Annotated in this window: 21 protein-coding genes; 7 read left to right on the top strand and 14 right to left on the bottom strand. The window is 62.3% G+C overall.

Features of this window, described 5'->3' with window-relative positions; all coding sequences use genetic code 11:
• Window positions 1-13: 13 nt before the first annotated feature.
• Window positions 14-787: an SDR family oxidoreductase gene (locus DEJ54_RS14585; protein ID WP_113155214.1), complete on the bottom strand. Its 774-nt coding sequence runs from the start codon at window positions 785-787 to the stop codon at window positions 14-16.
• A gap of 255 nt (window positions 788-1,042) precedes the next feature.
• Here DEJ54_RS14585 and DEJ54_RS14580 point away from each other — a divergent pair, with 255 nt between their 5' ends.
• From DEJ54_RS14580 to DEJ54_RS14555, 6 genes are read left to right on the top strand one after another with little or no spacing between them, the layout of a single operon-like run.
• Complete coding sequence (locus tag DEJ54_RS14580) at window positions 1,043-2,527, top strand: M81 family metallopeptidase (protein ID WP_113155213.1); 1,485 nt, start codon at window positions 1,043-1,045, stop codon at window positions 2,525-2,527.
• Window positions 2,524-3,639, top strand: coding sequence for a C4-dicarboxylate TRAP transporter substrate-binding protein (locus DEJ54_RS14575; protein ID WP_113155212.1), 1,116 nt, complete (start codon window positions 2,524-2,526; stop codon window positions 3,637-3,639). Before DEJ54_RS14580 ends, DEJ54_RS14575 begins: the two co-directional genes overlap by 4 nt.
• Before the next feature lie 59 nt (window positions 3,640-3,698).
• Window positions 3,699-4,214 (top strand): TRAP transporter small permease subunit, encoded by a 516-nt coding sequence (locus DEJ54_RS14570; protein ID WP_113155211.1) that lies wholly within the window; start codon window positions 3,699-3,701, stop codon window positions 4,212-4,214.
• Window positions 4,215-4,223: 9 nt separating this feature from the next.
• Window positions 4,224-5,528, top strand: coding sequence for a TRAP transporter large permease (locus DEJ54_RS14565; RefSeq protein ID WP_204360811.1), 1,305 nt, complete (start codon window positions 4,224-4,226; stop codon window positions 5,526-5,528).
• A 4-nt stretch (window positions 5,529-5,532) separates the two neighbouring features.
• Complete coding sequence (locus DEJ54_RS14560; protein ID WP_113155210.1) at window positions 5,533-6,417, top strand: MurR/RpiR family transcriptional regulator; 885 nt, start codon at window positions 5,533-5,535, stop codon at window positions 6,415-6,417.
• A gap of 13 nt (window positions 6,418-6,430) precedes the next feature.
• Entirely contained in the window at window positions 6,431-7,762 is a 1,332-nt protein-coding gene (locus DEJ54_RS14555) for an aspartate aminotransferase family protein (protein WP_113155209.1), read from the top strand.
• 94 nt (window positions 7,763-7,856) lie between these two features.
• On the opposite strand, the gene DEJ54_RS14550 is transcribed toward DEJ54_RS14555, so the two are convergent.
• From DEJ54_RS14550 to DEJ54_RS14490, 13 genes are read right to left on the bottom strand one after another with little or no spacing between them, the layout of a single operon-like run.
• A complete protein-coding gene (locus DEJ54_RS14550; protein ID WP_113155208.1) occupies window positions 7,857-8,774 on the bottom strand; it encodes a U32 family peptidase in 918 nt (305 codons plus the stop codon).
• A 4-nt stretch (window positions 8,775-8,778) separates the two neighbouring features.
• A complete protein-coding gene (locus tag DEJ54_RS14545; RefSeq protein WP_113155207.1) occupies window positions 8,779-9,777 on the bottom strand; it encodes a peptidase U32 family protein in 999 nt (332 codons plus the stop codon).
• The gene (locus DEJ54_RS14540) at window positions 9,774-10,304 is read right to left on the bottom strand and encodes an SCP2 domain-containing protein (protein ID WP_113155206.1); all 531 of its coding nucleotides are present in this window, start codon (window positions 10,302-10,304) and stop codon (window positions 9,774-9,776) included. Before DEJ54_RS14540 ends, DEJ54_RS14545 begins: the two co-directional genes overlap by 4 nt.
• A 10-nt stretch (window positions 10,305-10,314) precedes the next feature.
• A complete protein-coding gene (mog, locus tag DEJ54_RS14535) occupies window positions 10,315-10,860 on the bottom strand; it encodes a molybdopterin adenylyltransferase (RefSeq protein ID WP_113155205.1) in 546 nt (181 codons plus the stop codon).
• A gap of 10 nt (window positions 10,861-10,870) precedes the next feature.
• Window positions 10,871-11,413 (bottom strand): DUF2478 domain-containing protein, encoded by a 543-nt coding sequence (locus DEJ54_RS14530; protein WP_113155204.1) that lies wholly within the window; start codon window positions 11,411-11,413, stop codon window positions 10,871-10,873.
• Window positions 11,410-12,687: a gephyrin-like molybdotransferase Glp gene (glp, locus tag DEJ54_RS14525; protein ID WP_113155203.1), complete on the bottom strand. Its 1,278-nt coding sequence runs from the start codon at window positions 12,685-12,687 to the stop codon at window positions 11,410-11,412. The genes DEJ54_RS14530 and glp overlap by 4 nt, the downstream gene beginning before the upstream one ends.
• 30 nt (window positions 12,688-12,717) lie before the next feature.
• Window positions 12,718-13,287 carry a hemerythrin domain-containing protein gene (locus DEJ54_RS14520; protein WP_113155202.1) on the bottom strand — a complete coding sequence of 190 codons (570 nt, stop codon included), beginning with the start codon at window positions 13,285-13,287 and terminating at the stop codon, window positions 12,718-12,720.
• Window positions 13,288-13,297: 10 nt separating this feature from the next.
• Complete coding sequence (locus DEJ54_RS14515) at window positions 13,298-14,215, bottom strand: peptidylprolyl isomerase (RefSeq protein WP_113155201.1); 918 nt, start codon at window positions 14,213-14,215, stop codon at window positions 13,298-13,300.
• Between the two features lie 4 nt (window positions 14,216-14,219).
• Window positions 14,220-14,942, bottom strand: coding sequence for a respiratory nitrate reductase subunit gamma (gene narI, locus DEJ54_RS14510; protein ID WP_113155200.1), 723 nt, complete (start codon window positions 14,940-14,942; stop codon window positions 14,220-14,222).
• Window positions 14,943-14,954: 12 nt separating this feature from the next.
• Window positions 14,955-15,668 (bottom strand): nitrate reductase molybdenum cofactor assembly chaperone, encoded by a 714-nt coding sequence (gene narJ, locus DEJ54_RS14505; RefSeq protein ID WP_113155199.1) that lies wholly within the window; start codon window positions 15,666-15,668, stop codon window positions 14,955-14,957.
• Window positions 15,668-17,206, bottom strand: coding sequence for a nitrate reductase subunit beta (gene narH, locus DEJ54_RS14500; RefSeq protein WP_113155198.1), 1,539 nt, complete (start codon window positions 17,204-17,206; stop codon window positions 15,668-15,670). Before narH ends, narJ begins: the two co-directional genes overlap by 1 nt.
• A complete protein-coding gene (locus DEJ54_RS14495) occupies window positions 17,203-20,958 on the bottom strand; it encodes a nitrate reductase subunit alpha (RefSeq protein WP_113155197.1) in 3,756 nt (1,251 codons plus the stop codon). Before DEJ54_RS14495 ends, narH begins: the two co-directional genes overlap by 4 nt.
• A 13-nt stretch (window positions 20,959-20,971) precedes the next feature.
• Entirely contained in the window at window positions 20,972-23,710 is a 2,739-nt protein-coding gene (locus tag DEJ54_RS14490; protein WP_113155196.1) for an MFS transporter, read from the bottom strand.
• A 244-nt stretch (window positions 23,711-23,954) separates the two neighbouring features.
• Here DEJ54_RS14490 and DEJ54_RS14485 point away from each other — a divergent pair, with 244 nt between their 5' ends.
• Window positions 23,955-24,653, top strand: a complete 699-nt coding sequence (locus DEJ54_RS14485) for a cyclic nucleotide-binding domain-containing protein (RefSeq protein WP_113155195.1) — start codon at window positions 23,955-23,957, stop codon at window positions 24,651-24,653.
• Window positions 24,654-24,813 lie beyond the last annotated feature (160 nt).

The raw sequence follows: 24,813 nt of genomic DNA, 5'->3' as shown, positions 1-24,813 counted from the left end.
CGCGGTGTGCGCCTTACGCAGTTTCCTGCGCGCGCACCAGCTTTCTCGTGATCGCAAATCTGAGGCCTGCCGGAAGTGCGTGAAGGAGCTTTACCGCGAGCTTCATCTTCCATGGAAAGATGATCTCGTAGCGGCGGTCAGTAAGCCCGCATTCAATGTGTTCTGCGGCCTCATCGGCCGAAATCATGAACGGCATTGGAAAATCGTTGCGCGCTGTCAGCGGCGTGTCGACGAAACCGGGATTGATGATGCTGAGCGAAACATTCCGGCGCTCGGCTTCGGGCTTCATCGCTTCACACAGATTGTTCAGCGCGGCCTTCGTCGCGCCATAGGTTGCCCCGCCCGGAAGCCCGGTATAACCGGCGACCGAGGCCATGATGGCGATCTGCCCCCGCCCCCGCCGCATCATTGCCTGAAGCACCGGATCGAGCGCATTGCACGCCCCTTGCAGATTGACCGATATCATTCTGGCGGCGGTTTCCGCGCTGAAACCGAATGCGCCATCCCGCGTATAGGTGCCCGCCCCCAGAACGGCCATCTCCACCGGCCCGAGCGTTTTCTCGATGGCCTCGAAGACAGCACGTGTTTCATCCATGTCCGTCACGTCGAGCGGATACGGGTGAATGCTCTCCGGGACTTCTTTTGCGAGATTGCGAAGCGCCTCTTCGCTGCGCGCGCTTGCTGCCACGCGCCAGCCCGATTTGGCCAGTCGCAGGGCAAGCGCGCGTCCGATGCCGGAACTGGCGCCGGTGATCCAGACGAGACGGTTTGCGGAAATTTCGCTCATTTTCACTCGTTCTCCTGCGCTTTTGTCACAAAACACTACGAGAATCGGCGAAAAGTGGATCACCTGACGCGGGTTCAAAAAATGTCGGTGAAACACCCGACCTTCGCGTGGCGATTATTCAGAAAACCCCGCAATTGCAGGCGTTTGCGCTGTGGTCCACAGGCGAACCGGAAACACGCCGGCTAAGCTTGACAAAACAAATGCGCTATTTTCTTATTAAAAGAACATTTGTTTCATATTTCCATTGGAAACGATATGCGCATAGGCGTCGCCCGGCTCTGGCACGAGGCAAACTCATTCTCAGTCTGCGAAACCGGTCTGGAGCAGTTTCAGGCCCGCGAATGGGTGCGCGGCGAAGAAGCACGCGAACTCTACCGGGGTACGGCCACGGAACCGGGCGGTGCGCTCGCCTGGGCCGAGCAGCGCGAAAACGTCGAGCTGGTTTTCTCCCGTTGCGCATCAGCGGCTCCGGCCGGCCCGGTCGATCAGGCGCTGCTTGACCGGTTGACGCAGGAAATCGTCGAAGACGCATCGCTGGACGGTATCGACGGGCTCTACCTCTCGCTTCACGGCGCATGCATCGGAACCGCGGATCTCGATCCGGAGCTGACGCTTGTCAAAGCCCTGCGCCAGCGCTTTCCCGATCTGCCGATTGCGGCCTCCTTCGACATGCATGCCTGCATCGCACCCGAACTGGCCGGGATGCTGAACGCGGCAACCATCTATCGCACCTACCCGCATGTGGACATGGCCGAGACCGCGCAGGCGGCACTCGACATGCTCGCCCGCATGGTCGAAGAGGAACTGAAACCCCGCGTGATCCTGCGCCGGATCGGGCGCATTCTGCCGAGCTTCAACATGCGCACCGACGGGCCGGGCCCGATGCGTGACATTGAGGCGAAGGCGCAGATCCTTGCGCCGGACGCTGCTGCCGCGCCCTTCCCCGCAGCCTACCCCTATGCAAGCTTTGCCTATGCGGACGTTCCGGTCGCAGATGCCGGCGTTCTAGTGACCTGTCTCGACGAAGCCGAAGGCTCCGCACTGGCGGACGAGGTTGCGGCCTTCATGCTGTCGCAGCAGGCCCGCTTTCAGCCAGACCTGCCATCGGCGTATGAGGCACTCGCCGCCTGTCCGTGGGCGAGCGGCGCGCGCGTCGCGTTTCTTGAACCTTCTGACAATCCACTCTCCGGCGGCATTGGCGATACGCCGGGTCTGTTTGCAGCGGCTCTGGAAACCGATCTGCCGGAAGGCAGCGTCTTCGCGTTTTTCTGCGATCCCGATCTGGTGACAAAAGCCCATGAGGCGGGTGCCGGCGCGACGCTCGAAGTCTCGCTGGGCGGACGGCTTGACGACCGGTTCGGTGAACCGCTGCGCTGCATGGCCAAGGTCCTCTGCGTGACCGATGGCCGCTTTCGCAACGAAGACGCCATGGAACGCGGCATGCCGGTGGACCTCGGCCCCACCGCACTGATCGGCGTGAACGGTCTGCGGGTCATCGTCACCACGGGCTGCCAGTCGCCCAACGACACGGCCTATTTCCGCCTTCACGGCATCGATATCGACACGGTGCCCGTGCTTCTCGCCAAGGCGAAAAACCATTTCCGCGCTGCTTTCGGCAGCCGGTTTGACGTCATCCAGTCCTGCGAAACGCTGGGGCCAGCCATGGCTGACGTTTCACAACTGCCCTTCCGAAATGTGCCTCGGGAGCGCTTCAACCTGAAAGAACAGAGGGAAACATGAAGAAGACAATTACTGCCGCCCTGCTCGGCCTTGCCGCAAGCACCGTCAGCGCTGCCGCGATCGAACTGACCGTCAGCTCGTGGGTCGCGCCGTCGCACCCGACGATCTTCGCCGGCTATGAAACCTACTTCCCGGCCGTGGCCAAGGCCTCCGGCGGTGATGTGACCTTCAACCTCGTTTCCGGCGGCGCGCTGCTGGGCGGCAAGGAAACGCTGACCGGTCTTGGCGACGGCGTTGCCGATGCATCCGTTCTGGCGCTGACCTACAACCCGGCCCAACTGCCGACCAGCCAGCTTGTTGCGGAGCTCGCCATGCTGAGCGGCGATTCACTGGCCGTTGCCGCTGCCGTGACCGAGTTCACGCTGCTCAACTGCGCGCCCTGCGTTGACGAATTCGCCAAGCAGAACGTCGTCTACACCGGCAGCTACGCGACGGCGCCCTATGCGCTGATCAGCAAGGAAGACGTGACCCAGACCGGCGACGTGGCCGGCAAGCGCATCCGTTCTCCCGGTGGCGCATGGGATCGCTGGATTGGCGAGGCAGGCGCAACCGTCGTGCACACCTCCAGCTCGGAAATGTATGAGGCGCTGGACAAGGGCGTGATCGACATCGCCATGCAGCCTGCCGCGTCGCTGAAGACGCATTCGCTCTGGGATGTGGCCGACACGATCACGCTGGGCAGCTTCGGCGTCTACAATTCCGGTCCGCTTCTTGCGTTCAACAAGGACGCGTGGATGGAGCTGAGCGCTGAAAACCGTCGCGTTCTGCTCGACGAGATGGCAGACGCCATCGTCGCGACCACCGAAGCCTATGTGGCCCAGAACGAAGACGCCAAGGCGGAAGCCGCCGATCACGGCATGAAGGTTCTCGACAAGCCGGAAGCGCTGGAGACGGAAATTGCCGCCTTCAACAGCCAGGACATCGCCTCCATCGTCGAGAAGGCGCAGGACGTCTACGGCGTCGAGAATGCGCAAGCGCTGATCGAGAGCTACCAGGCATCGCTTGCCAAATGGGAAGAGATCACGGCTTCCGGTCTTTCCGGCGAGGCGTTTGCCGAGCGCATGAAGACCGAGATCTTCGACAAGCTTTCGGAAAACGAATACGGCCTTTGAGCCGGTCGCGGCGGCGCTTCATGAGCGCCGCCCCTTCTCTCTGACACGCCGGATATTCCATGCAACAAATCGATGTCTTCCTGGGCAGGCTGGGGCGTCTTCTCGCGCTTGCGGCAAGCCTTTGCCTCGTCGTCATGATGTTCCAGATCTGCCTTGATGTTGGCGGGCGTTACCTCTTTGGCAAGCCCATGCCCTCAACGCTCGAGATCGTTTCGGACTGGTGGATGCCGGCGCTGATCTTCCTGCCTCTGCTCAATGTGGAATGGCGCAACGAAAACATTGCCGTCGACCTGTTCTACCAGGGGCTCGGACCCCGTGCGCAGGCCGTGCTTGATGCGATCGCCCTTGTGTGTTTCGGCGTGTTCCTCGCGCTCATCGCCTATGCCGGTTTCGAGCAGGCCATGCGCGCCTATCGACAGGGCGAGTTCATCATCGGCATGATCCCCGTCATCACCTGGCCGCCCCGTTTCTTCCTGCCGGTGGCTGGCTTTCTGACGGCCCTTCTTTGCTTTGTCCGGGCCGTGCGCGCCGTTGGCCGCGCCGCTTCGACCAAAGCCGAAACCAGCGACATCTAGGGGCCTATCGTGGATAGCATCACACTCGTCTACTGGGCGCTTGGCGCGCTCATGATCCTTCTGGCGCTGCGCGTTCCCGTTGCAGCAGCCCTTGGCCTCGTCGCCATTGTCGGCATGTATATTCTGGTTGGCGAGCGGGCCACCTGGGGCGTTCTTCGCTCGGTCCCGCATGCCTTTGCCGCACACTGGAGCCTGAGCGCCATCCCCATGTTCCTGTTCATGGGCTATGTCTGCTTCTCCGCCGGCCTGACCGACGGTCTTTTTCGCGTGGCGCGGGCCTGGCTGAACTTCCTGCCGGGCGGCCTTGCCATCTCGTCGGTTGGCGGTGCAGCACTCTTTTCGTCCGTTACCGGCTCCTCCGTTGCCTGTGCGGCGGCCATGGGCAAGATTGCGGTCCCGGCCATGCTCGACCGCGGCTATGACGCGAAGCTCGCCGTTGGCACCATCGCGGCTGCCGGCACCATGGGCTCGCTCATTCCGCCAAGCACGATCCTGCTTCTTTACGCCGTCTTTGCCGAAGTGCCGGTCAGTGAACTGTTCATCGGCGCGGTCATTCCAGGGCTTATCACTGCGCTCATGTATGCGCTGATGATCCTGATGCGGGTGAAGTACAATCCATCTCTGGCTCCGCGCGAGAAAAGCGTCGACTGGCGTGAGCGCTTTCTGGCGCTCGGCGAGACCTGGCCGCTCTTCCTGCTGGTCATCACCGTTTTCGGCGGCATCTTTGCCGGTCTCTTCTCGGCGACGGAAGCGGGCGCCATCGGCGCTCTGGCGGCCATCGCCATCGGTTTCGCCAAGCGCACGCTCTCCTGGCGAGCCCTGAAGGACGCCGCGTTCGAGACGATCCGCTCCACCTCGGCCATCTTCCTGATCGCCGTGGCCGCAGCGCTGCTCACCCGCCTCTTCGCCTTCGCCGGCTTCCCTGATTATGTGCAGGGTCTCATCGGCGAGGACATGTCGCCGCTGCTCATCATCATCGCCGTCTCGCTGATTTATCTGGTTCTGGGCATGTTCCTCGACCCGATCGGCGTGATGCTTTTGACGCTGCCCGTTCTGCTGCCGATCTTCGAGACGGCGGACATCAGCCTCATCTATGCGGGTGTGATGATCACCAAATATCTGGAGATCGGTCTCATCACGCCGCCGGTCGGGCTCAATGTGTTCGTGATCAAGAATGTCGTGGCGGACAGGGTGTCGATCAGCGACGTCTTCCGCGGCGTGGGCTGGTTCCTGCTTGCCGATGTGGTGACGGTGGCCATACTCATAGCCTTCCCGGCGACCGTTCTGTGGTTGCCCAGCCTGATAAGCGGGTGACACCATGACCGAGGCCCCTACCCTTGAAGCCCTCAGCCAGCGGATGATTGCCGAGATCGACGCATTGCCGCGTCGACTGGCCGATGGCGCACGCTATCTGATCGATCATCCCGACGATGTGGTGCTTCTCTCCATGCGCGAGATCGCCACACGCGCCGGCATTGCGCCGGCGACGCTGGTGCGGCTGGCGCGCACGCTGGGCTTTGCCGACTGGTCGGAACTGCGGGCGGTCTACGCCAACAGTTTCCGCACCGGCCCGGCCCGCTATGCCGACAAGGCGGTGGCAGCCGTGCAGCAGGACAAGGGCGCGGGGCTTCTCAGCGAAACGTTTCGCGCGCAGGAGGCGAGCCTCGCCTTTGCGCTCGAAAGCAATGCGCTTGAGGACATCACGGCGGCGGCGCGCACGCTCGCCCATGCCGAGCGCATCTATGTGGCCGCCTTCATGAGTTGCCGGGGACCGGGCCTCACCTTCACCTATCTTTGCAAGATGCTGCGCCCGAACGTGGAGTTTCTCGGCAGCGAAGGCTCATCGCTGGTCGCCGACCTTTCCATGCTCACCGAGCGCGATGCGGTTCTCTCGATCAACTTCCAGCCCTATGCGCGCGAAATCGACATGGTGGCCGACGCTGTCGCAAAGTCGGGTGCCAGCCTGATCAGCCTGGCCGACAGCCGCGCCACGCCGCTTCAGCCGCACGCCTCCACCTGCCTTCTGTTCTCCGCCGAGAGCCCGTCCTTCTTCCCCTCCGTCATTTCCGCCGTTGGCGTTGTCGAGGGGCTTGCAGCGGCCATGCTGACCGAGCTGCAGGACACGGCCATGGAGCGGATCGGCCACATCGAAGAACAGCTTTACACATCCGGTTCCTACCACGCGCACCGTCGTGCGCGATAACAGAGACGTCCCAATGACCCACGTGTTTCATCGCTCCCCGAAAAACCCGCTGCCGCTCGCAGTGAAAGGGGCTGGCGCCTACATCACCGACGAGACCGGCAAGCGCTATATCGACGCCTGCGGCGGCGCGGCCGTTTCCTGCATCGGCCATGGCGATGTGCGCGTTCTCGAGGCCGTTCAGCGCCAGATGAGCGAAATCAGCTATGCGCATACGAGCTTCTTCACGTCCGCTGCCGCCGAGGCGCTGGCCGACCATCTGTGCGCGGCAAGCCCGGTCCCGCTCGACAAGGTCTATCTGGTCGGCTCCGGTTCCGAGGCCGTTGAAGCGGCCATCAAGATGGCGCGCCAATATCACCTGGAGCGCGGGGAAGCATCGCGCAAGCTCGTGATCTCCCGCCACCAGAGCTATCACGGCAACACGCTGGGCGCGCTTTCCGTCGGCGGCAACCCGCCACGGCGCAAGCCCTATGGCCCCTTCCTTCTGGAAGAGCCGAAGATCGAGCCCTGCTTTGCCTATCGCTATGCGAAAGAAGGCGAAAGCGCGGAAGACTATGCCCTGCGCGCAGCGAACCTTCTGGAAGACAAGATCCTCGAGCTCGGGCCGGAAAACGTCGTGGCGTTCCTGGCGGAGACCGTGGTGGGCGCAACGGCTGGCGCGGTGGCTGCGGAAGCCGGTTATTTCCGCCGCATCCGCGAAATCTGCGACCGCTACGGCGTGCTTCTGATCCTCGATGAAGTGATGTGCGGCTCCGGGCGGACAGGCACGTTCCTCGCGTGCGAAGAGGAAAATGTAACGCCCGACATCCTGACGCTCGCCAAGGGACTGGGCGGCGGATATCAGCCCATCGCGGCGGTGATGTGTACGGCCAATGTCTATGACACCATCGTCAATGGCAGCGGCGGTTTCGTGCACGGGCACACCTATTCTGCTCATCCGCTTGCCTGCGCGGCGGCACTTGCGGTTCAGAAGATCATCCGCGACGACGACCTGCTCGCCAATGTGCGTGCGCGTGGCGCGCAGCTTCAGGAGCGGCTTCAGGCGCGTTTCGGCAACCATCCCCATGTGGGCGATGTGCGCGGGCGCGGGCTTCTGCAGGCCATCGAGCTGGTCGAACATCGCGACGCCAAAACGCCGTTTTCGCCTGAACGGCGCATCGGCGCGGCGATCAAGAAAGAAGCGATGGCGGCTGGCCTGATGGTTTATCCGGGAGCGGGCACCATTGATGGCGTATCGGGCGACCACGTGCTGCTCGCACCACCTTACAATGTTGACGCCGAAACCATTGATCTGATTGTCGACAGGCTGGGGCTGGCGGTGGACGCGGCCCTCGCCCGTCAAGGCTGAAATGCGCAGTTATGCGCCTCTTATGTGAGGCGCATAACAACGTAAGAACAATTAATTGCCGGAGATTTCGTTTGTAAAAGATGAAATCGCCAGATCAGGAAACCGGTATCGAGCCAGCAACCATCCGGTGCCCGGCGACACGGTGGAAGAAACCGTTGCTGAAGCGCGTTTGAGCGCAGGTTTCCGAGAGCTGCGCAAGCGCTTCCTCGCTGTCGATCCTGCCGTCGAGACAGGCCCGGAAAGTCTCCGCCACCGCAACCATGTCGACCGATTGCGGCATGAGCCGCAGATGGCGGATGCCCATTGCGACAAGCCCGGCCATCTCCCGAACGAGACAGATATAGCTTTCAGACTGGGTCTGGATTCCGTTCACCCTGAGGAACGGCGTCCCGTCGGCGGTCAGAAGCGGCATGCCGTCCGGGTCGTCCTCGCAGACGAACTGGCAATTGTCCTTGTGACGGCCATGGGCGCGGGCATGGTAGCAGCGTGCGGAAACGGCAAGCGGCGCCCGGCCGAACACCTGAAACTCGGTCTCGACGGCGATTTCGCCTGCTGCCTTGGCGGCATGGACAAGTGAGGCGCGCGGCAGTTCGTGTGGCAGGCACACATGTGTCGCGCCGTTCTGCGCCAGCCAGGCGATGGTCGCTTCGTTATAGGCGTTCAGGAACGGGCCGATGCGGTGCGGCGCGCCCGCCCGTGCATGAAGGCCGGCCGCATTGTTGATTTCGATCTCGGCGCCTTCCATTTCGCAGAGTGCGCGCGTGGCCTGCCGCTCGCGCGGCAGCATGACTTCGGCAAGCGATGACAGAACCACGGTCTTCCCGGCTCTCTCTAGGCGTTCGATGATGTCCGGCATGTCGCGCTCGAAGAAGGGCGCGCGTTTCGAGCAGATCACCTCCCCCAGATAAACGGTTTCGAGCGGGGCCTCGTCGGCAATGCGCGCATAGAAATCGCGCTTGCGTTCGGCGGGCCAGTGATAGACTATCGGCCCAAGCGTCAGAGCGGCTTGCATCGGCTTATCTCCACTTCTTCGTTTCGAATGCGCCCTGCGTTTCCCGGCCGCCTTCGGTGAGTTGCAGGAGACCCGCAATGTTCGCCTCCCTGCCCGCGCGAATATCGTCCACCGCATTGCGGAAGGCGGACACGACGTTGCGCACATAGCTCTTGGAGCGCTGCCGCCCCTCGATCTTGAAGGCGTGGACGCCGGCGTCGATCAGTTCGGGCAGGAGGCGTGCGAGGTTCAGGCTCACGGGTTCTTCAAAGGCGTAATAGCCTTCGGGACGATGCGGCGCCTGATAGCGCCCCTTGCAGATCGTCGGATAGCCGGCCATCTCGTCCGGCCCGAAACGGTCGATCACGTAGCCAGAGAGACAGCTGGAAACTGCGCCATCGCCCTCCCGGCGATACTCCACGTCGGCCGCCGGCGAGCACACGCCATCCATATTGGTGGAAAGGCCGGTGACGTAATTGGTCAGGCTGCAGCGCCCCTCCACCATCAGCCCGTGATTGCCGAAGATGAAGGTCTCGATCTCGCAGGGGATTTCCTGGGCGATGCGCCGGATTTCCGGAATGGTGAGGATACGCGGAAGGACCACGCGTTTCACACCGAAATTCTCGCAGTAATAGCGGATGGCCTCCGGGCTCGAAGCAGCGGCTTGCACAGAAAGGTGCAGACGGATCTCAGGGTATTTGGTGGCGATGTACCGGGCAACGCCCATATCCGCGACGATGAAGGCGTCGACGCCGAGGCGCGCGCCGGTGTCTGCCGCCTCGCGCCACAGATCTACCTGGCCCGCAGGCGGATAGGTGTTGAGCGCGAGAAGCACTTTCGAGCCCTTCGAATGGGCATAGGCGACGGCTGTGGCGAGTTCATCGGTGCTGAAGTTCAGACCGGGAAAGTTCCGCGCATTCGTCGCATTGCGAAAGCCGCAATAGACGGTGTCCGCGCCGGCATCCACGGCCGTGCGCAAGGCTGCCGGTGTGCCAGCCGGGCACACCAGTTCTGCAAGTGTCATGTCGAGCTCCTTTGTGAACGCGCGTCCGCCCGGCTTCGCAGGAAGCCAAGCGCAAGCCTGCCCGGAGGGCCGAACAGGTCGGCCGTATCAGCGGCAATCGATCCGTCGACATCGTCGAGCGCGTTGCGCAGGCTCACCACGGCCTCCGTATTGCCTTCGATGATCAGGTCGCGGGAGAAAAAGACGGCGTCGCCGTCTGCGTCTGCATCGATCAGTTCGAACAATGTGTCGAAGCTGCCCCGGATCAGCGCCTCATGCGTCGGCAGCGCCCGTCGGGCGACGGCGCGCAGGACGGGGTGTTCGGGGTCCGGCTGAAGGAAGAGAGCGAAAGGCAGGTTTGTCGGGTCGATGATATAGCCTGTCTTCGTATGCGGTCCGAGGCGCTCGAAGATTGCGGGGTGCTTGCGCGAGAGGCTTTTGACGACCCGGCCGAGAAGCGGCGCAAGGAGGACTGTAAGGGCTGGAGCTGTGAGGTCGGTGAGGGGATTTGCTTTGTTCAGAACTTCATGTTTATGCGTATAAGCCATTGTTCATGCTTTACTTTGGTCTGAATGCCTTGCCGATTTCGCCAGCCGTTTCCAGACCGGGCGAACCGATCAGGTCGAGGCAATAAGGAATGGCCGGAAACACGGCGTCGAGGCATGTGCGGATTGCTGCCGGCTTTCCGGGAAGATTGACGATGAGCGTTTTTCCGCGTGTTCCGGCGGTCTGGCGTGAGAGGATGGCGGTCGGCACTTCCTCAAGACTGCGCCGGCGCATCAGCTCGCCGAAACCCGGCAGCTCCTTTTCAAGAACATCCTGCATGGCTTCGGGCGTTTCATCGCGCGGAGCGGGACCGGTGCCGCCTGTGGTCAGGATCAGCGCTGCATTCTCTTCATCACAGAGCCTCTTCAGTTCATCGCCGACACGGGTCCGCCCGTCGCTGATGATGCGAATTTCGAGATGGAAGGCAGAAGCGATGTTCTCTTGAAGCCATTCGGCGATGGCCGGGCCGCCGCGATCCTCATAGTCGCCCCGGCTTGCGCGATCCGATATGACCAGCGCCACGATGCTGAGGCCGGCCTTCTTATTCTGATGTGGCATTATTGCTGGCTCATGCGGCATTGCGGGCATCCTTGCGCACCACATGGGTTGCGAGCCACGCGTCGATGCGCGCCGGATCTGGCTGGAGTTCCGTGTGACACCCTTCCGTGAAGTCCTGCCAGGCCTGCGCATATTCATCCCGAACCGCCACCAGCACCGGAATGCCCAGCATGAAGGCTTCCTCGATTGCCGCGCGAAAACCGCCGCCGAGCATCTCCCCCTTGCCGAAACGGTTGAGGATCAGAAGATCCGGCTTTTCACGAACACGCTCAAGAAGCGGGCCGCACAGATCGGCAAGCGCATGCGGATCGAGCCTGCACCCGGACGACCCCTGCCCCAGTTCCTGTGAAATGAGCCAGACCGCGCCATTGCGGATGTCTTCCAGATGCATGGCCGCGCAGCAGTTTTCGGAAAGGTCGCGTTCGAGCTGGACAAAGCCTTCAACGACAATGTTCTGCGACTGCAACCGCGTGGCGGCATCCGCGAGCAGCGCGTCGATGGGATCGCCGCCGCTGAAGCGGACCGCCGCTATGGCCGGGATGGTGTTCGTCATTCCAAAACTCCTTGCACGAAGGGGAGGAAATCCAGTTCCTCGCCCGCCTCGGCATCGCCGGTTGTGGCTTCGATAATGGCCACTCCATCGGCAAAACACAGAGGATAAAGCGACGCAGACCCGCCATGGCCGATGCGCGCCAGAAGCGGCTGTCCGCGATGGGTGTGCGACACGACGCGCACCGGCACATATTCGCGCCGTCCAAGCCTGTGGCGTATGACGCCCTCGGTGATGGCGCGCACGGGTTCGACAGGCTGCGTTGCGCGTCCCGATAGCCGCTCGACCGCCATGCGGCCGAACAGCTGGAAGCCGATCCATGCCGCCATCGGGTTTCCCGGAAGGCCGAGAAACGCCGTTTTGTCGATGCGACCGAACATGACGGGCTTGCCGGGTTTCAGGGCGACTTTCCAGCTGTCGATAACGCCACCGGCGGACGAAAACGCGCCTTTCAGAAAATCCCTGCCACCGACCGATACCGCGCCGGAGGAGATGAGCAGATCGAAGTCGCCGGCATGCCGATGCAGGAACTGGCGCGTTTCAAAGGGATCGTCCGGGAGTATGCCGAGATCGACCGGCGCGCAACCCATCTCCTGCAGCATCATCAGGAGCATGGGGCGGTTGGCATCGTGCAGTTCAAAGGCGCGTCTTTCGCCGCTGCCAGCCACCAGCTCGTCGCCGGTCGAGAAAACGCCGATGCGGGGCTGGCGATAGACGGTCACCGAGAGATGCCCATTGGCTGCCAGAAGCCCGGCATAGCGTCCGCTCATCCGGGTTCCGGGCGCGACAAGTACGTCATCGCGCGCGATATCGCAGCCAGCGCGCCTGATATGAGCGCCCGGTCGCGGCGCTTTGAAGAACGCGGCGCAACCCTGCTCTTCCGCCGCCTGTTCAAACGGCACGACGGCATCCGCGTTCAATGGAATGGGCGCGCCGGTGAAGATGCGCATACAGGCGCCCGGCGCGAGAGCTGGCGCCCCATGATCGCCCGCTGCAACCGCGCCGCTGATCGGCAGCGCATGCGGCGGTCCGTTTTCGAAGTCAGCAAGACTGACGGCGAAACCATCCATCGCCGAATTGTCGAAGAATGGCATCGGGCATGACGCATGAAGTGGTTTTGCAACAATGCGCCCGGCGGCCTCAGCCAGAGGCAGGCTCTCCGTCGCGCTGGCCGGCGTCAGCAGGGCGTAAAGGCGTTGACGCGCTTCGTCCACGCTGAGCATTCCACCGACAGGGGCGTCGCAGGGACAAGAAATCGATATTGCCGCTTCACCCATGGGGGTTCTCCGTAGTGCCTGATCTCTGGATCACCTGGCGCTTCCTTCCGCGTGTTCGGGGAAGGTGATCCCACGACGTTCCGCCATATGCCGGCCGATGCGCGTGTGGTCGTCCGGCTCGAGCCGGATGCGCGCCATGGGGATGACGATGGCGTTCTCCACGATCAGATGCCGGCGCTCGTTCGCCGCAAAGCGGGTGAACAGGCCCTTCCAGCCCCTGCCCTGTTTTTCCGGCGCGTCCAGCGCGCGGCACAGTTCGTCTGCGTCGAGCTTGTCGGACGAGTGTTCCGCGCACAGTTCGCTGACCACATCTTCCATGCGGTCCTCCGGCAGAGCGCGCTCAAGAAGCACGGGAAACAGATCCAGCTCTTCATCCAGAACATGAAGCCCGAAGTCACGGCGCAGAAACGCCAGAATATGCCGGGAGAGCGCGAGGTCGCGCTCACCCTCCGAGACCATCGCGTCGAGCAGGTTGCAGAGCATCCGCTGCCGAAAATGATCGGCAAAGATGTAATCAAGCGGCTCGCGCAGCAGCGCGTCCGGCGGGCGCTCCTCCAGCGCCTCCACCATCAGCCTGCGTTTCTCCTCCATATGTTCCATGACATCCCCGCTACTGTACGAGAGGACTGTCCGCCGCGCCGATCTCAATGCCGGAAATGTCCGCCTTTCCGGCGAGGATCGCGATGTATTGCGCGGAAGCGCGCGACCATGACTGGGCTTCCAGCCAGGCGGCAATTCTGTCCTCGACGAGTTCGAATGGAAGTTCACGTGCCGGAACCACGCGGTCGAGTGCGATGACGTGATAGCCAAAGCGCGAAGCGACCGGCCCCGGCGCGATCTCGCCTGCCGCCATGCCTTCCAGCGCCTTCTCGAATTCGGGCACGGTGCTGCCGGGCGAAAGCTGGCCGAGATTGCCGCCCTGACTGCCCGACGGGCAGGCCGAGTGCAGTGCGGCGAGCGCGGCAAAAGCCGACGGATCGGAGGCCAGCGCATTGCACAGTTCCTGCGCCAGACGATGCGCCGCGATGCGTTTTTCATCGTCGCTTTCAGGCGCGGCGATCAGGATGTGGCGGGCTTCAAACAGCGGCTCGCTCATGAAGCGCTGCCGGTTGTTCTCATAATAGCGCCGGCACTCCTCCGCGCCGGCGCGGGGCACGTCGAGTTCAGCCTCCAGCAGCGCATGGATGGCCGCATCGTCGGCCGAGGTGGTTCGGCCTTTATCGTCGCGTTCGCCCTCGCCCGCAAGCCCGCGTCTTGTCGCTTCTCCCAGAAGGAGCTGACGGATCACCAGCGCTTCGGCAGCGGCGCGCAGCGCCTTTCCGGGATTGTCTGCCGGATGGTTCTGCGCCTCCCGCAGGATCTCGTCTTCGGGCACAGCCACGCCATCGACCGTGATGGCGCGGATAAGCGGCAGGGGCTTGGGCGGAACCCGCGTGTCGGGCTCCTGATAGGTGGTGTAGCCCTGCCCGTCCGGCGACGGAGCCGCCGCCGGATGATCGAGTTTGGGGTTCTTGTAGATCGTCGCCATGGTGCTACTCCGCTGCCGGCAGGCGCGTCGGCTGCGCCCGTTGATTGCGTTCGCGAACGACCTGGTAGCCGGGCCGCCAGAAGAAACCGAGCGGCACACTCAGCATGTGCACCAGACGGGTGAACGGGAACAGGAGAAGGATCGTCAGTCCTAGGAACAGGTGCGCCTTGAAAATGAACGATACTTCAGAGACATAGCTCGATGCCTCAAAGTTAAAGGTGAATATTCCCTGCGCCCAGGACATGAACTTCACCATCTCCTCGCCGTCGAGATGCTGCATCGAAATCGGGATGGTCATGAGACCGAGCGCCAGCTGGATCCATAAGAGGATGATGATCAGCGTGTCGGTGGTGCTGGAGTTTGCACGCACCCGCGCATCGAACAGGCGGCGATGGACGAGCAGGCTTGCGCCGATGATTGCCATCACGCCCGCCACGCCGCCGGCGACGATGGCCAGAAGCTGCTTTGCCCCATGGCTGATACCGAGCGCATCGAATATGGCGATGGGAGTGAGCAGGCCGACCAGGTGGCCGAAGAAGATCACCAGAACGCCCACATGGAAAAGCACCGATCCCCAGATGAGTTGCCGCCGCCTGAGGAGCTGGGAGGAGCCCGAACGCCAGCCATACTGCTCGCGGTCGTAGCGAATGGCGGTGCCCAGAATGAGCACGACCAGCGCGATATAGGGATAGATCCCGAACAGGAGTGTGTTGATATAGCCTGACATGACGGCCTCCACTCAGAGATTGGTTGCCGGCGCGGGAGCGTCCGGGCGGCGTTGATGGGCGCGCATCTGGCGTTGCAGACGGTCGGGACCGCAGGCGTTTTCACCGGCATTGCCGGCAAAGGTCACGGCCTCTTCCTCCCAGATGCGGTCGAGCGCTTCGAGATCCGCCGGATCGTCTTCCGGCGTCTCAAGGAGTTCACGCACCAGTTTCGGATCGGCTTCCCCCGAGGCGAGCTCCTCCAGAACCGCAAACGCATTGGCGTAGACCGACTGACGCTTCTTCAGCCGCTCGCGCAGGACCTTCAGGATATGGCCGGTCTGGCCGAGGAGTTCCGCTGCTTCCGCATCCGGCTTGATCGACAGATATTCGAGGAAAAGCGGCAGATAATCCGGCATCTCCTTTGCGTCGATGGACAGGCCGTCCGCCTCATACATGGCAAGCAGATCAACCATCGCCTGACCGCGATCCCGGCTCTCTCCATGGACATGTTCGAACAGATGAAGCGACAGCGAACGCGTGCGGTCGAACAGGAACACGTAGCGTTCCTGTGCGTCGTAGAGGTCGAGCCCGCCAATATCGTCGGCCAGCCGTTCCAGAAGGCGCTTCTGGGTCCCGGTGATCCCGTCTGCGCCGGCGATGGAGGTTTTCACCTCCTGCGTCGCCGCCTGCAGGTCCGCGCTCGGATAGGACAGAAGCAGGGAAATGATTTTCAGTGCGGTTTGCATCACACGCCCTCCGAAAGTTTGCCAACCGGCGTCTGCACCGTGCGGGTGCGCTTGCCGCCGAACAGATCCGTGCCCGTGTCTTCTCCCGAGCAGCCATTGCCGAAGGTGAAACCGCAGGAGCCGCGCACGTCATATGCGTCTTCCGAGATTTCACGATGGCTGGTGGGAATGACGAAACGGTCCTCGTAATTGGCAATCGCCATCACGTGGTACATTTCCTCGATCATCTCGTTGCTCATGCCGACCTTGCCGGCAACGGCCTCGTCGATGACGCCATCGACCGTCTTGGCGCGCATGTATGTCCGCATGGCCAGCATGCGTTCGAGCGCGGAGACGACCGGCGCTTCCTTGCCGCCCGTCAGAAGATTGGCGAGGTAGCGGACGGGAATGCGCAACGAGCGCACGTCCGGCATGTCGCCATCGAGGCCGATCTTGCCGGCTTCAGCCGCAGACTGGAGCGGCGAAAGCGGCGGCACATACCAGACCATTGGAAGCGTGCGGTATTCCGGGTGAAGCGGGAACGCCACTTTCCACTCCATCGCCATCTTCCAGACCGGCGATTTACGGGCGGCCTCAAGCCAGGCATCCGGCACGCCGTCCTTCTTCGCCTGGGCGATGACCTCCGGGTCATTGGGATCGAGGAACACTTTGAGCTGCTCTTCGTAGAGATCCTGCTCGTTGGGAGCGGATGCGGCCTCGGCGATGCGGTCGGCATCGTAGAGCACCACGCCCAGATAGCGGATGCGCCCGACACAGGTTTCCGAACAGACCGTGGGCTGGCCAGCCTCGATGCGCGGATAACAGAACACGCATTTCTCGGATTTGCCCGAAGACCAGTTGTAATAGATCTTCTTGTAAGGGCAGCCCGAGACGCACATGCGCCAGCCACGGCACTTGTCCTGATCGATCAGGACGATGCCGTCATCCTCGCGCTTGTAGATGGCGCCCGACGGGCACGAGGCCACGCAGGTCGGGTTCAGGCAGTGCTCGCACAGGCGCGGCAGATACATCATGAAAGTGTTTTCGAACTCGCCGTAAATCTGCTTTTCGACGCCTTCGAAGTTGTAGTCCTTCGACCGCTTGGCGAACTCGCCGCCCAGGATTTCCTCCCAGTTCGGGCCCCATTCGATCTTCTCCATCCGCTCGCCCGAGATCTGCGACCGCGGGCGGGCGGTGGGCGATGTCTGGCTTTCCTTCGCCGTCTGAAGGTGGCTGTAGTCGAAATCGAACGGCTCGTAATAGTCGTCGATTTCCGGCAGGTCCGGATTGGCGAAGAGCTTTGCCAGAATGCGCCATTTCGCTCCCTGTTTGGGCTCGATGCGGCCATTGGCCCTGCGCACCCAGCCGCCATTCCAGCGTTTCTGGTTTTCCCAGTCCTTCGGATAGCCGATGCCGGGCTTGGTCTCGACATTGTTGAACCAGGCGTATTCAACGCCCTCGCGGTTCGTCCAGACGTTCTTGCAGGTGACGGAGCAGGTGTGACACCCGATGCACTTGTCGAGGTTCAGCACCATGCCGATTTGCGCGCGGACTTTCATTCTGCCGCCTCCTTCTTTTCGCCGGTTTCGCGGTAAGGCCCTTCCATCCAGTCCACCTCCTCCATCTTGTGCACCACGACGAATTCATCGCGGTTGGAGCCGACGGTGCCGTAATAGTTGAAGCCGTATGCCTGGTGCGCGTAGCCGCCGATCATGTGCGTCGGCTTGGTGATGGCGCGGGTCACCGAATTGTGGATGCCGCCGCGCTGGCCGGTGATCTGCGACCCCGGCGTGTTCACGATCTTTTCCTGCGCGTGATACATGTAGACGGTTCCCTGCTTCATGCGCTGGGAGACCACGACACGCGCCACGATCGCGCCGTTGACGTTGAAGACCTCGACCCAGTCATTGTCGACCAGACCCGCCGTCTTCGCGTCTTCCTCGGAAATCCACACGACCGGACCGCCGCGATTGAGCGTCAGCATCAGGAGATTGTCGGAATAGGTGGAGTGGATGCCCCATTTCTGGTGCGGCGTGATGAAGTTCAGCACCACCGAAGGCTTGCCCTTCGACTTCTCCGCGATCATCGGATTGATCGACTTGGTGTCGATGGGTGGCCGGTAGACGCAGAACGCCTCACCGAAGGCGCGCATCCACAGATGGTCCTGATAGAGCTGCTGGCGGCCGGTGATGGTGCGCCAGGGGATCAGCTCATGCACATTGGTGTAGCCGGCATTGTAGCAGACCTTCTCCGATTCAAGCCCCGACCAGGTCGGTGAGGAGATGATCTTGCGCGGCTGGGCCACCACATCGCGGAAGCGGATCTTTTCGTCTTCCTTGGGCAGCGCCAGATGGGTGTGGTCGCGGCCCGTGTTCTGGGACAGCGCATCCCAGGCCTTTACGGCCACCTCGCCATTGGTTTCCGGCGCGAGCATGAGGATCACCTCGGTCGCATCGATATCGCTGTCGATGCGCGGACGCCCCTTCGTTGCGCCCTCCTCCGTCACGACGCCGTTGAGACGGCCAAGGGCCTCCACCTCGTGCTCGGTGTTCCACGAAATGCCCTTGCCGCCATTGCCGAGCTTGTCCATGAGCGGCCCGAGCGCGGTGAAACGCTTGTAGAGGTTCGGGTAATCGCGCTCGACCACGGCGACTGCCGGCATGGTCTTTCCGGGAACAGGCTCCACCTTACCGGTCTTCCAGTCCTCCACCTCGAAGGGCTGGGCAAGTTCGCCCGGCGTGTCGTGAAGAATGGGGACCAGAACCACATCCTTCTCCACGCCCAGCACCTCGGGCGCGACTTCGGAGAATTTCCTGGCAATGCCCTTGAAGATGTCCCAGTCGCTGCGCGCCTCCCAGGCCGGGTCCGCCGCGCTTGAAAGCGGGTGGATGAAGGGGTGCATGTCGGACGTGTTGAGATCGTTCTTCTCGTACCAGGTGGCCGTCGGCAAAACGATGTCGGAATAGACGCAGGTGGTCGACATGCGGAAGTCGAGCGTGACCAGAAGGTCGAGCTTTCCTTCAGGCGCGGTCTCGTGCCAGACGGCCTCGCGCGCCCTCTGCCGCCCTTCTTCGCCCAGATCCTTGCCCATGACGCCATTCGCCGTCCCGAGCAGATGTTTCAGGAAGTACTCATGCCCCTTGCCCGAGGAGCCGAGCAGGTTTGAGCGCCAGACGAACAGGTTGCGCGGCCAGTTGGCCGGATCGTCCGGGTCTTCGCAGGACATTTGCAGATCGCCGGACTTGAGCTGCGCCGCGACGTAATCCTTGGCCTCCTGACCAGCCTCACCCGCCGCCTTTGCGACATCCAGCGGATTGGTCTTCAGCTGCGGGGCCGATGGCAGCCAGCCCATACGCTCGGCGCGGATGTTGTAGTCGATCAGCGTCCCGTCCCACGGGCCTTCCGGAGCGGTTGGCGACAGGATCTCGTCCACTTTCAGCGTTTCGTAGCGCCACTGGTCCGTGTGCGCGTAGAAGAAGGAGGTCGAGTTCATCTGCCGGGGCGGACGGCCCCAGTCGAGCCCGAAGGCGAGCGGCAGCCAGCCGGTCTGCGGGCGCAGCTTCTCCTGTCCCACATAATGGCTCCAGCCGCCGCCGGACTGGCCGACGCAGCCGCACATGACCAGGAGATTGATGATCCCCCGATAGTTCATGTCCATGTGGTACCAGTGGTTCAGGCCCGCGCCGAGAATGACCATCGAGCGGCCATTGGTCTTTTCGGCATTGAGCGCGAACTCACGGGCGACCGTGACGATGTGATCGCGCGGCACGCCGGTGATCTTTTCGGCCCAGGCCGGGGTATAGGGCGCTTCATCGTCATAGGATTTCGCACAGCTATCGTCACCCAGCCCCCGGTCGAGCCCGTAATTGGCGACGAACAGGTCGAACACGGTTGCAACCAGCGCCTCTCCGGAAGCGAGCTTGACCTTCTTGGCGGGCACGGCGCGTTCCAGAACGCTGTCATGATCCGTGCCGGCGAAGTGATCGTGTTCGCGATTGCCGAAATAGGGGAACGCCACATTGGCGACCGTGTCGCGGTCGGCATCAAGGATCAGGCTCATTTCGAGCTCGACATCCTCACCCTTGCCGTCCTTGCTCTCCAGGTTCCACTTGCCTTTCTCACCCCAGCGGAAGCCGACGGACCCTGCCGGCGCGACGATCTTGCCCGACTTGCGGTCAATTGCGACTGTCTTCCATTCGGGATTGTTCTTCTCGCCGAGCTTGCCCCGGAAATCGGAGGCGCGGAGCAGCCGGTCGGGCACATAACGCCCGTCCTTCTCGACAAGCCGCACCAGCATGGGCATGTCGGTGTAGCGACGGCAGTAATCCTCAAAATACTCCGCCTGCCGGTCGAGGTGGAACTCGCGCAGGATGACATGTCCCATGGCCATGGCGAGCGCGGCGTCGGTGCCCTGCTTGGGATGCAGCCAGATGTCGGAGAACTTGGCCGCTTCCGAATAATCCGGCGACACGACCACCGACTTTGCGCCCCGGTAGCGCACTTCCGTGTAGAAATGGGCGTCCGGCGTGCGGGTCTGGGGCACGTTGGAACCCCAGAGGATGAGGAAGCTGGAATTGTACCAGTCGGCCGATTCCGGCACGTCCGTCTGCTCGCCCCAGGTCATGGGAGATGCCGGCGGCAGGTCGCAATACCAGTCGTAGAACGACATGCAGGTGCCGCCCAGAAGCGACAGATAGCGCGAACCCGCCGCATAAGAGACCATCGACATGGCCGGGATCGGCGAGAAGCCGATCACCCGGTCGGGACCATGGGTGCGCGCCGTATAGGCGTTGGCTGCGGCGATGATCTCGTTGACCTCGTCCCAGCTTGCCCGCACGAAGCCGCCAAGACCGCGCACCTTGGTGTATTCGGCGCGCTTGGCCGGATCCTGCTGGATCGCCGCCCATGCGCCGACCGGCGTCTTCACCGCCCGTTCGCGCCGCCACAGTTTCAGAAGCCGCGAGCGCACCAGCGGGTATTTTACCCGGTTGGCCGAGTACATGTACCAGGAGTAGCTGGCGCCGCGCGAACAGCCGCGCGGCTCATGGTTGGGCAGATCGGGCCGCGTCCGCGGATAGTCGGTCTGCTGCGTTTCCCAGGTGACGATCCCGCCCTTCACGTAGATTTTCCACGAGCAGGAGCCGGTGCAGTTCACGCCATGGGTGGAGCGCACGATCTTGTCGTGCTGCCAGCGCTTGCGGTAGGCGTCCTCCCAGTCACGGCTTTCATTGGTTGTGACGCCGTGACCGTCGGAGAAGGTTCCCGTGTTCTTCCGCGCCAGGAAGTTGAGACGGTTTAACAGATGTGACATCGCTTGGTCCTTTTCAGCTTGCTGGCACGGTGCTGGCTGGCCGGGTGTTTCCGGCCCGCTCAACGGCATGCAGGAGCCCGCCTTTTCGCGTGTAGAAGAGGTAGGTGAGGCCCATGCAGACCACGTAGAAGATCAGGAAACCCCACAGGGCCATTTCGGGCCCGCCGGACATGGCGATCGAGGAGCCGTAGGCTTTCGGGATGAAGAATGCGCCATAGGCTGCGATGGCCGAGGTGAAGGCGATGATGGCCGCCGACTCGCGCTCGGCCTGTCTGACCGAAGCATCCTTGTCGAGCTCGGGCATCAGCCGCGGGATCTCGAGCCGCATGATCGAGGGGATCATCTGGAAGGTCGACGCATTGCCCACGCCCGTCAGGAAGAACAGGGCCATGAAGCAGGCGAAGAAGCCCCAGAAATTGCCGCCCGTGCCGTTCAGGGGCAGGAACTGCAGCACACCCCAGACCGCCACGATCATGCCCGCAAAGGTCCACAGCGTGACGCGTCCGCCGCCATACCGGTCGGAAACCCAGCCGGTGCCCGCCCGTGAGAGCGCGCCGACCAATGGGCCGAGGAAGGCGTAGGAGAGCGCATTCACCTCAGGGAACTGCGTTTTCATCAACAGCGGGAAGCCGGCCGAATATCCGATGAAGGAGCCGAACGTGCCCGTGTAGAGAATGCACATCACCCAGTTGTGGAACCGCGAGAAGATGATCGACTGTTCGGCGAACGAGGCGCGCGCGGAGGCGATGTCGTTCATGCCGAGCCATGCGGCGATGGTCGAGACGATCAGGAACGGAACCCAGATGAAGCCCGCATTCTGGAGCCACAGCATGGTGCCATCGCTGGCCATCTGGCCATCGCCGACCGCGAAGGCGAATGCGCCTGTCGAGATCACCACCGGCACCAGGAACTGCATGACGCTGACGCCGAGATTTCCAAGCCCTGCATTGAGCGCAAGCGCATTGCCCTTCTCCGACTTCGGGAAGAAGTAGGAGATGTTGGCCATGGAGGAGGCGAAGTTGCCGCCGCCAAGACCGCACAGAAGCGCCAGGACCAGGAAAATCAGGTAAGGCGTTTCGGGGTTCTGCACCGCATAGCCGATGCCGAAGGCCGGGATCAGGAGCGAAGCGGTCGACAATGTCGTCCATAAGCGCCCGCCGAAGATCGGCACCATGAAGGAGTAGAAGATGCGCAGCGTTGCGCCCGAAAGCCCCGGCAGAGCCGCCAGCCAGAATAGCTGATCGGTCGTGTAGTCGAAGCCGATGCTTGGCAGCTTGGCCACCACCACCGACCAGACCATCCAGACCGAGAAGGCCAGAAGCAGCGCGGGAATGGAGATCCAGAGATTGCGCCGGGCAATCGCCCTGCCCTTCTCGTTCCAGAAGGTTTCATCGTCCGGACGCCAGTCTTCGATCACGCCGGCCATGCCGCCATGCTTGTCTTTCTCATGGATCGGCTGCATTTCAGGCAGTTCGGGCAGCGCGCCGAGTTCGCGCGACAGCGCCGTCTTCTCCATCTGGCGGATCGAGAAGTGCATCCAGACGAGCGACACCGCGACGATGCCGAACAAGAGCATGAAGCAGGTGGTCCACACGCCCGTCATGTCGAGCAGAACGCCGAAGGTGATCGGCAGAACGAAACCGCCAAGACCGCCGATCATGCCGACGAGACCGCCGACAGACCCCACATGATCGGGATAGTAGACGGGAATGTGCTTGTAGACCGCCGCCTTGCCGAGCGACATGAAGAAGCCCAGAACGAAGATCAGCAGAATGAAGGGCACCAGGCTCAGGCTGGTCGAGAAGGTGATCGGCCCGCGAATGCCGTGGATGATGTAATCCGTGTCCGGATAGGACAGCATGAAGGTCGTCACCAGCGCCACGCCGAAGGTCCAGTACATGATGCGGCGCGCGCCATACCGGTCGGAAAGATGTCCGCCATAGGCGCGGAAGATGGAGGCCGGGATCGAGTAGAAGGCGGCGATCATGCCGGCCGTCTTGATGTCCAATTCATAGACGCCGACCAGATAGCGCGGCAGCCAGAGCGCGAGCGCGACAAAGCCGCCGAACACGAAGAAATAGTAGATCGAGAAGCGCCAGACCTGCAGGTTCTTGAGCGGTTCGAGCTGCATGAAGGTGCCGCGCGCCTTTGCGCCGGCTGCCCGCCTGGACTTCAGGTCCGGATCATCTTCGGTTGTCAGCCAGAACACGATGGCCATGGCAACCAGAACGGCGGCCCAGACCTGCGCAACCATGGTCCAGCCAAAGGCCACCATGACGAAGGGCGCGACGAATTTGGTGACCGCCGCGCCGACATTGCCGGCGCCGAAAATGCCGAGCGCCGTGCCCTGCTTTTCCTTCGGGTACCATTTCGACACATAGGCCACGCCCACGGCGAACGAGCCGCCGGCAAGACCGACGCCCAGCGCCGCCAGGAGCATTGTCTCATAGGTGGTGGCGTAGGAGAGCGCGAACGTCGCGGCGGCTGCCGCAAGCATCGTCAGGACATAGACGATGCGCCCGCCATACTGATCCGTCCAGATGCCCAGGAAAATACGGGACAAGGAACCGGTCAGGATCGGCGTGCCGGCAAGCAGACCGAACTGCGTGTCGGTCAGGCCCAGATCCTCTTTGATCTGAACGCCGATGATGGAAAAAATGGTCCAAACGGCAAAGCACACGGTGAAAGCCAATGTGCTCATGCCAAGAATTGTGTTTTGCTGTCGGGGAGTGACCCCTTGGAGGGAACTCATGTGTCCGCCCTTTCCTCACAAGCGGCACGCGCCGCTCCGATGGCTATAACGGGGCGAGTTTCGGGGCATTCCTTCGAAGAAGTTTGATGCAGATCAAACTTCTGGAGCACGGGATGGGAAATAAGACGCTGCGGGAAATGTTTCGGCAGCAGGGTTGCAGCCATCAAGTTTGACGGCCGGGCCAGCAAAATGACAGACTGACTTTTATCAATCGCACGATTGATATTTATCAAAAGGGGGATACATGCGGCCTTCAGATATTCCAGAAATCCGAGCGCTGCGCCTCTTCAAGAGTATGTCGGATTCGGCTTTTGAGGCGCTGATTCAGGCCGCTTATCTGCAGACCTTTCCCGCCCAGCTCGAACTGATCCGCGAAGGCGATCCGGCGGACTTTCTCTATGTGGTCACCGAGGGGCGCGTTGAGCTTTTCGCCCGCGCCAACGGACGCGAGGCCACGATGGGCATGGTGCATCCCATCGGCACCTTCATTCTGGCGGCCGTGCTGAAGGATGCCGTCTATCTGATGTCGGCGCGCACCTGCCAGAAGTCCAAGGTTCTCATGATCCCGGCGGAGAATGTTCGCGCCGCGTTCGAGGCGGACGACGCCTTTGCCCGCGCCATCGTTGTCGAGCTTGCGAGCTGTTACCGCTCGGTCGTCAAGGAACACAAGGATCTGAAGCTGCGCAGTTCCGTGGAGCGTCTGGCAAACCGGCTGTTGCGTTACCACGCCGACCAGGGCGCAAACGGCACGCTTAAGCTGCCCTATGACAAGCGCACCCTCGCCTCGCTTCTGGGCATGACGCCGGAGAACCTGTCGCGTGCTTTCAACACGCTCAGACCCTATGGCGTGCAGGTGAAAGGCACCGAGGTCACGCTGTCCGATCTCGACGGGCTGACGACACTTGCCAAACCCAATATTCTGATCGACGACCGCACAAGCTGATCGTCTCGCTCTCGATTTGCGCAAGATGCTGCGAATTCCTGTTGCATCCTTCGCAACATTCACTAGTATCCGGTGCGTAATCCTGCTCCTTATTTGATTGTTCGAGAGCTTCCACCGCATGCGTTTCACACCCGGAAAATCGAGGGATCGCGTTCGCTTC

Origin of the sequence: Nitratireductor sp. OM-1, from assembly GCF_003296175.1 — a bacterium.
Lineage (GTDB): Bacteria > Pseudomonadota > Alphaproteobacteria > Rhizobiales > Rhizobiaceae > Nitratireductor > Nitratireductor aquimarinus.
The sequence above is the reverse complement of the archived record's forward strand: the minus strand, read 5'-3'. Positions and strand labels throughout refer to the sequence as shown.

Coding starts and splice junctions, on each gene's coding strand:
- DEJ54_RS14585 (WP_113155214.1), bottom strand. CDS start 787: ATGAGCGAAATTTCCGCAAACCGTCTCGTCTGGATCACCGGCGCCAGT.
- DEJ54_RS14580 (WP_113155213.1), top strand. CDS start 1,043: ATGCGCATAGGCGTCGCCCGGCTCTGGCACGAGGCAAACTCATTCTCA.
- DEJ54_RS14575 (WP_113155212.1), top strand. CDS start 2,524: ATGAAGAAGACAATTACTGCCGCCCTGCTCGGCCTTGCCGCAAGCACC.
- DEJ54_RS14570 (WP_113155211.1), top strand. CDS start 3,699: ATGCAACAAATCGATGTCTTCCTGGGCAGGCTGGGGCGTCTTCTCGCG.
- DEJ54_RS14560 (WP_113155210.1), top strand. CDS start 5,533: ATGACCGAGGCCCCTACCCTTGAAGCCCTCAGCCAGCGGATGATTGCC.
- DEJ54_RS14555 (WP_113155209.1), top strand. CDS start 6,431: ATGACCCACGTGTTTCATCGCTCCCCGAAAAACCCGCTGCCGCTCGCA.
- DEJ54_RS14550 (WP_113155208.1), bottom strand. CDS start 8,774: ATGCAAGCCGCTCTGACGCTTGGGCCGATAGTCTATCACTGGCCCGCC.
- DEJ54_RS14545 (WP_113155207.1), bottom strand. CDS start 9,777: ATGACACTTGCAGAACTGGTGTGCCCGGCTGGCACACCGGCAGCCTTG.
- DEJ54_RS14540 (WP_113155206.1), bottom strand. CDS start 10,304: ATGGCTTATACGCATAAACATGAAGTTCTGAACAAAGCAAATCCCCTC.
- mog (WP_113155205.1), bottom strand. CDS start 10,860: ATGCCACATCAGAATAAGAAGGCCGGCCTCAGCATCGTGGCGCTGGTC.
- DEJ54_RS14530 (WP_113155204.1), bottom strand. CDS start 11,413: ATGACGAACACCATCCCGGCCATAGCGGCGGTCCGCTTCAGCGGCGGC.
- glp (WP_113155203.1), bottom strand. CDS start 12,687: ATGGGTGAAGCGGCAATATCGATTTCTTGTCCCTGCGACGCCCCTGTC.
- DEJ54_RS14520 (WP_113155202.1), bottom strand. CDS start 13,287: ATGGAACATATGGAGGAGAAACGCAGGCTGATGGTGGAGGCGCTGGAG.
- DEJ54_RS14515 (WP_113155201.1), bottom strand. CDS start 14,215: ATGGCGACGATCTACAAGAACCCCAAACTCGATCATCCGGCGGCGGCT.
- narI (WP_113155200.1), bottom strand. CDS start 14,942: ATGTCAGGCTATATCAACACACTCCTGTTCGGGATCTATCCCTATATC.
- narJ (WP_113155199.1), bottom strand. CDS start 15,668: ATGCAAACCGCACTGAAAATCATTTCCCTGCTTCTGTCCTATCCGAGC.
- narH (WP_113155198.1), bottom strand. CDS start 17,206: ATGAAAGTCCGCGCGCAAATCGGCATGGTGCTGAACCTCGACAAGTGC.
- DEJ54_RS14495 (WP_113155197.1), bottom strand. CDS start 20,958: ATGTCACATCTGTTAAACCGTCTCAACTTCCTGGCGCGGAAGAACACG.
- DEJ54_RS14490 (WP_113155196.1), bottom strand. CDS start 23,710: ATGAGTTCCCTCCAAGGGGTCACTCCCCGACAGCAAAACACAATTCTT.
- DEJ54_RS14485 (WP_113155195.1), top strand. CDS start 23,955: ATGCGGCCTTCAGATATTCCAGAAATCCGAGCGCTGCGCCTCTTCAAG.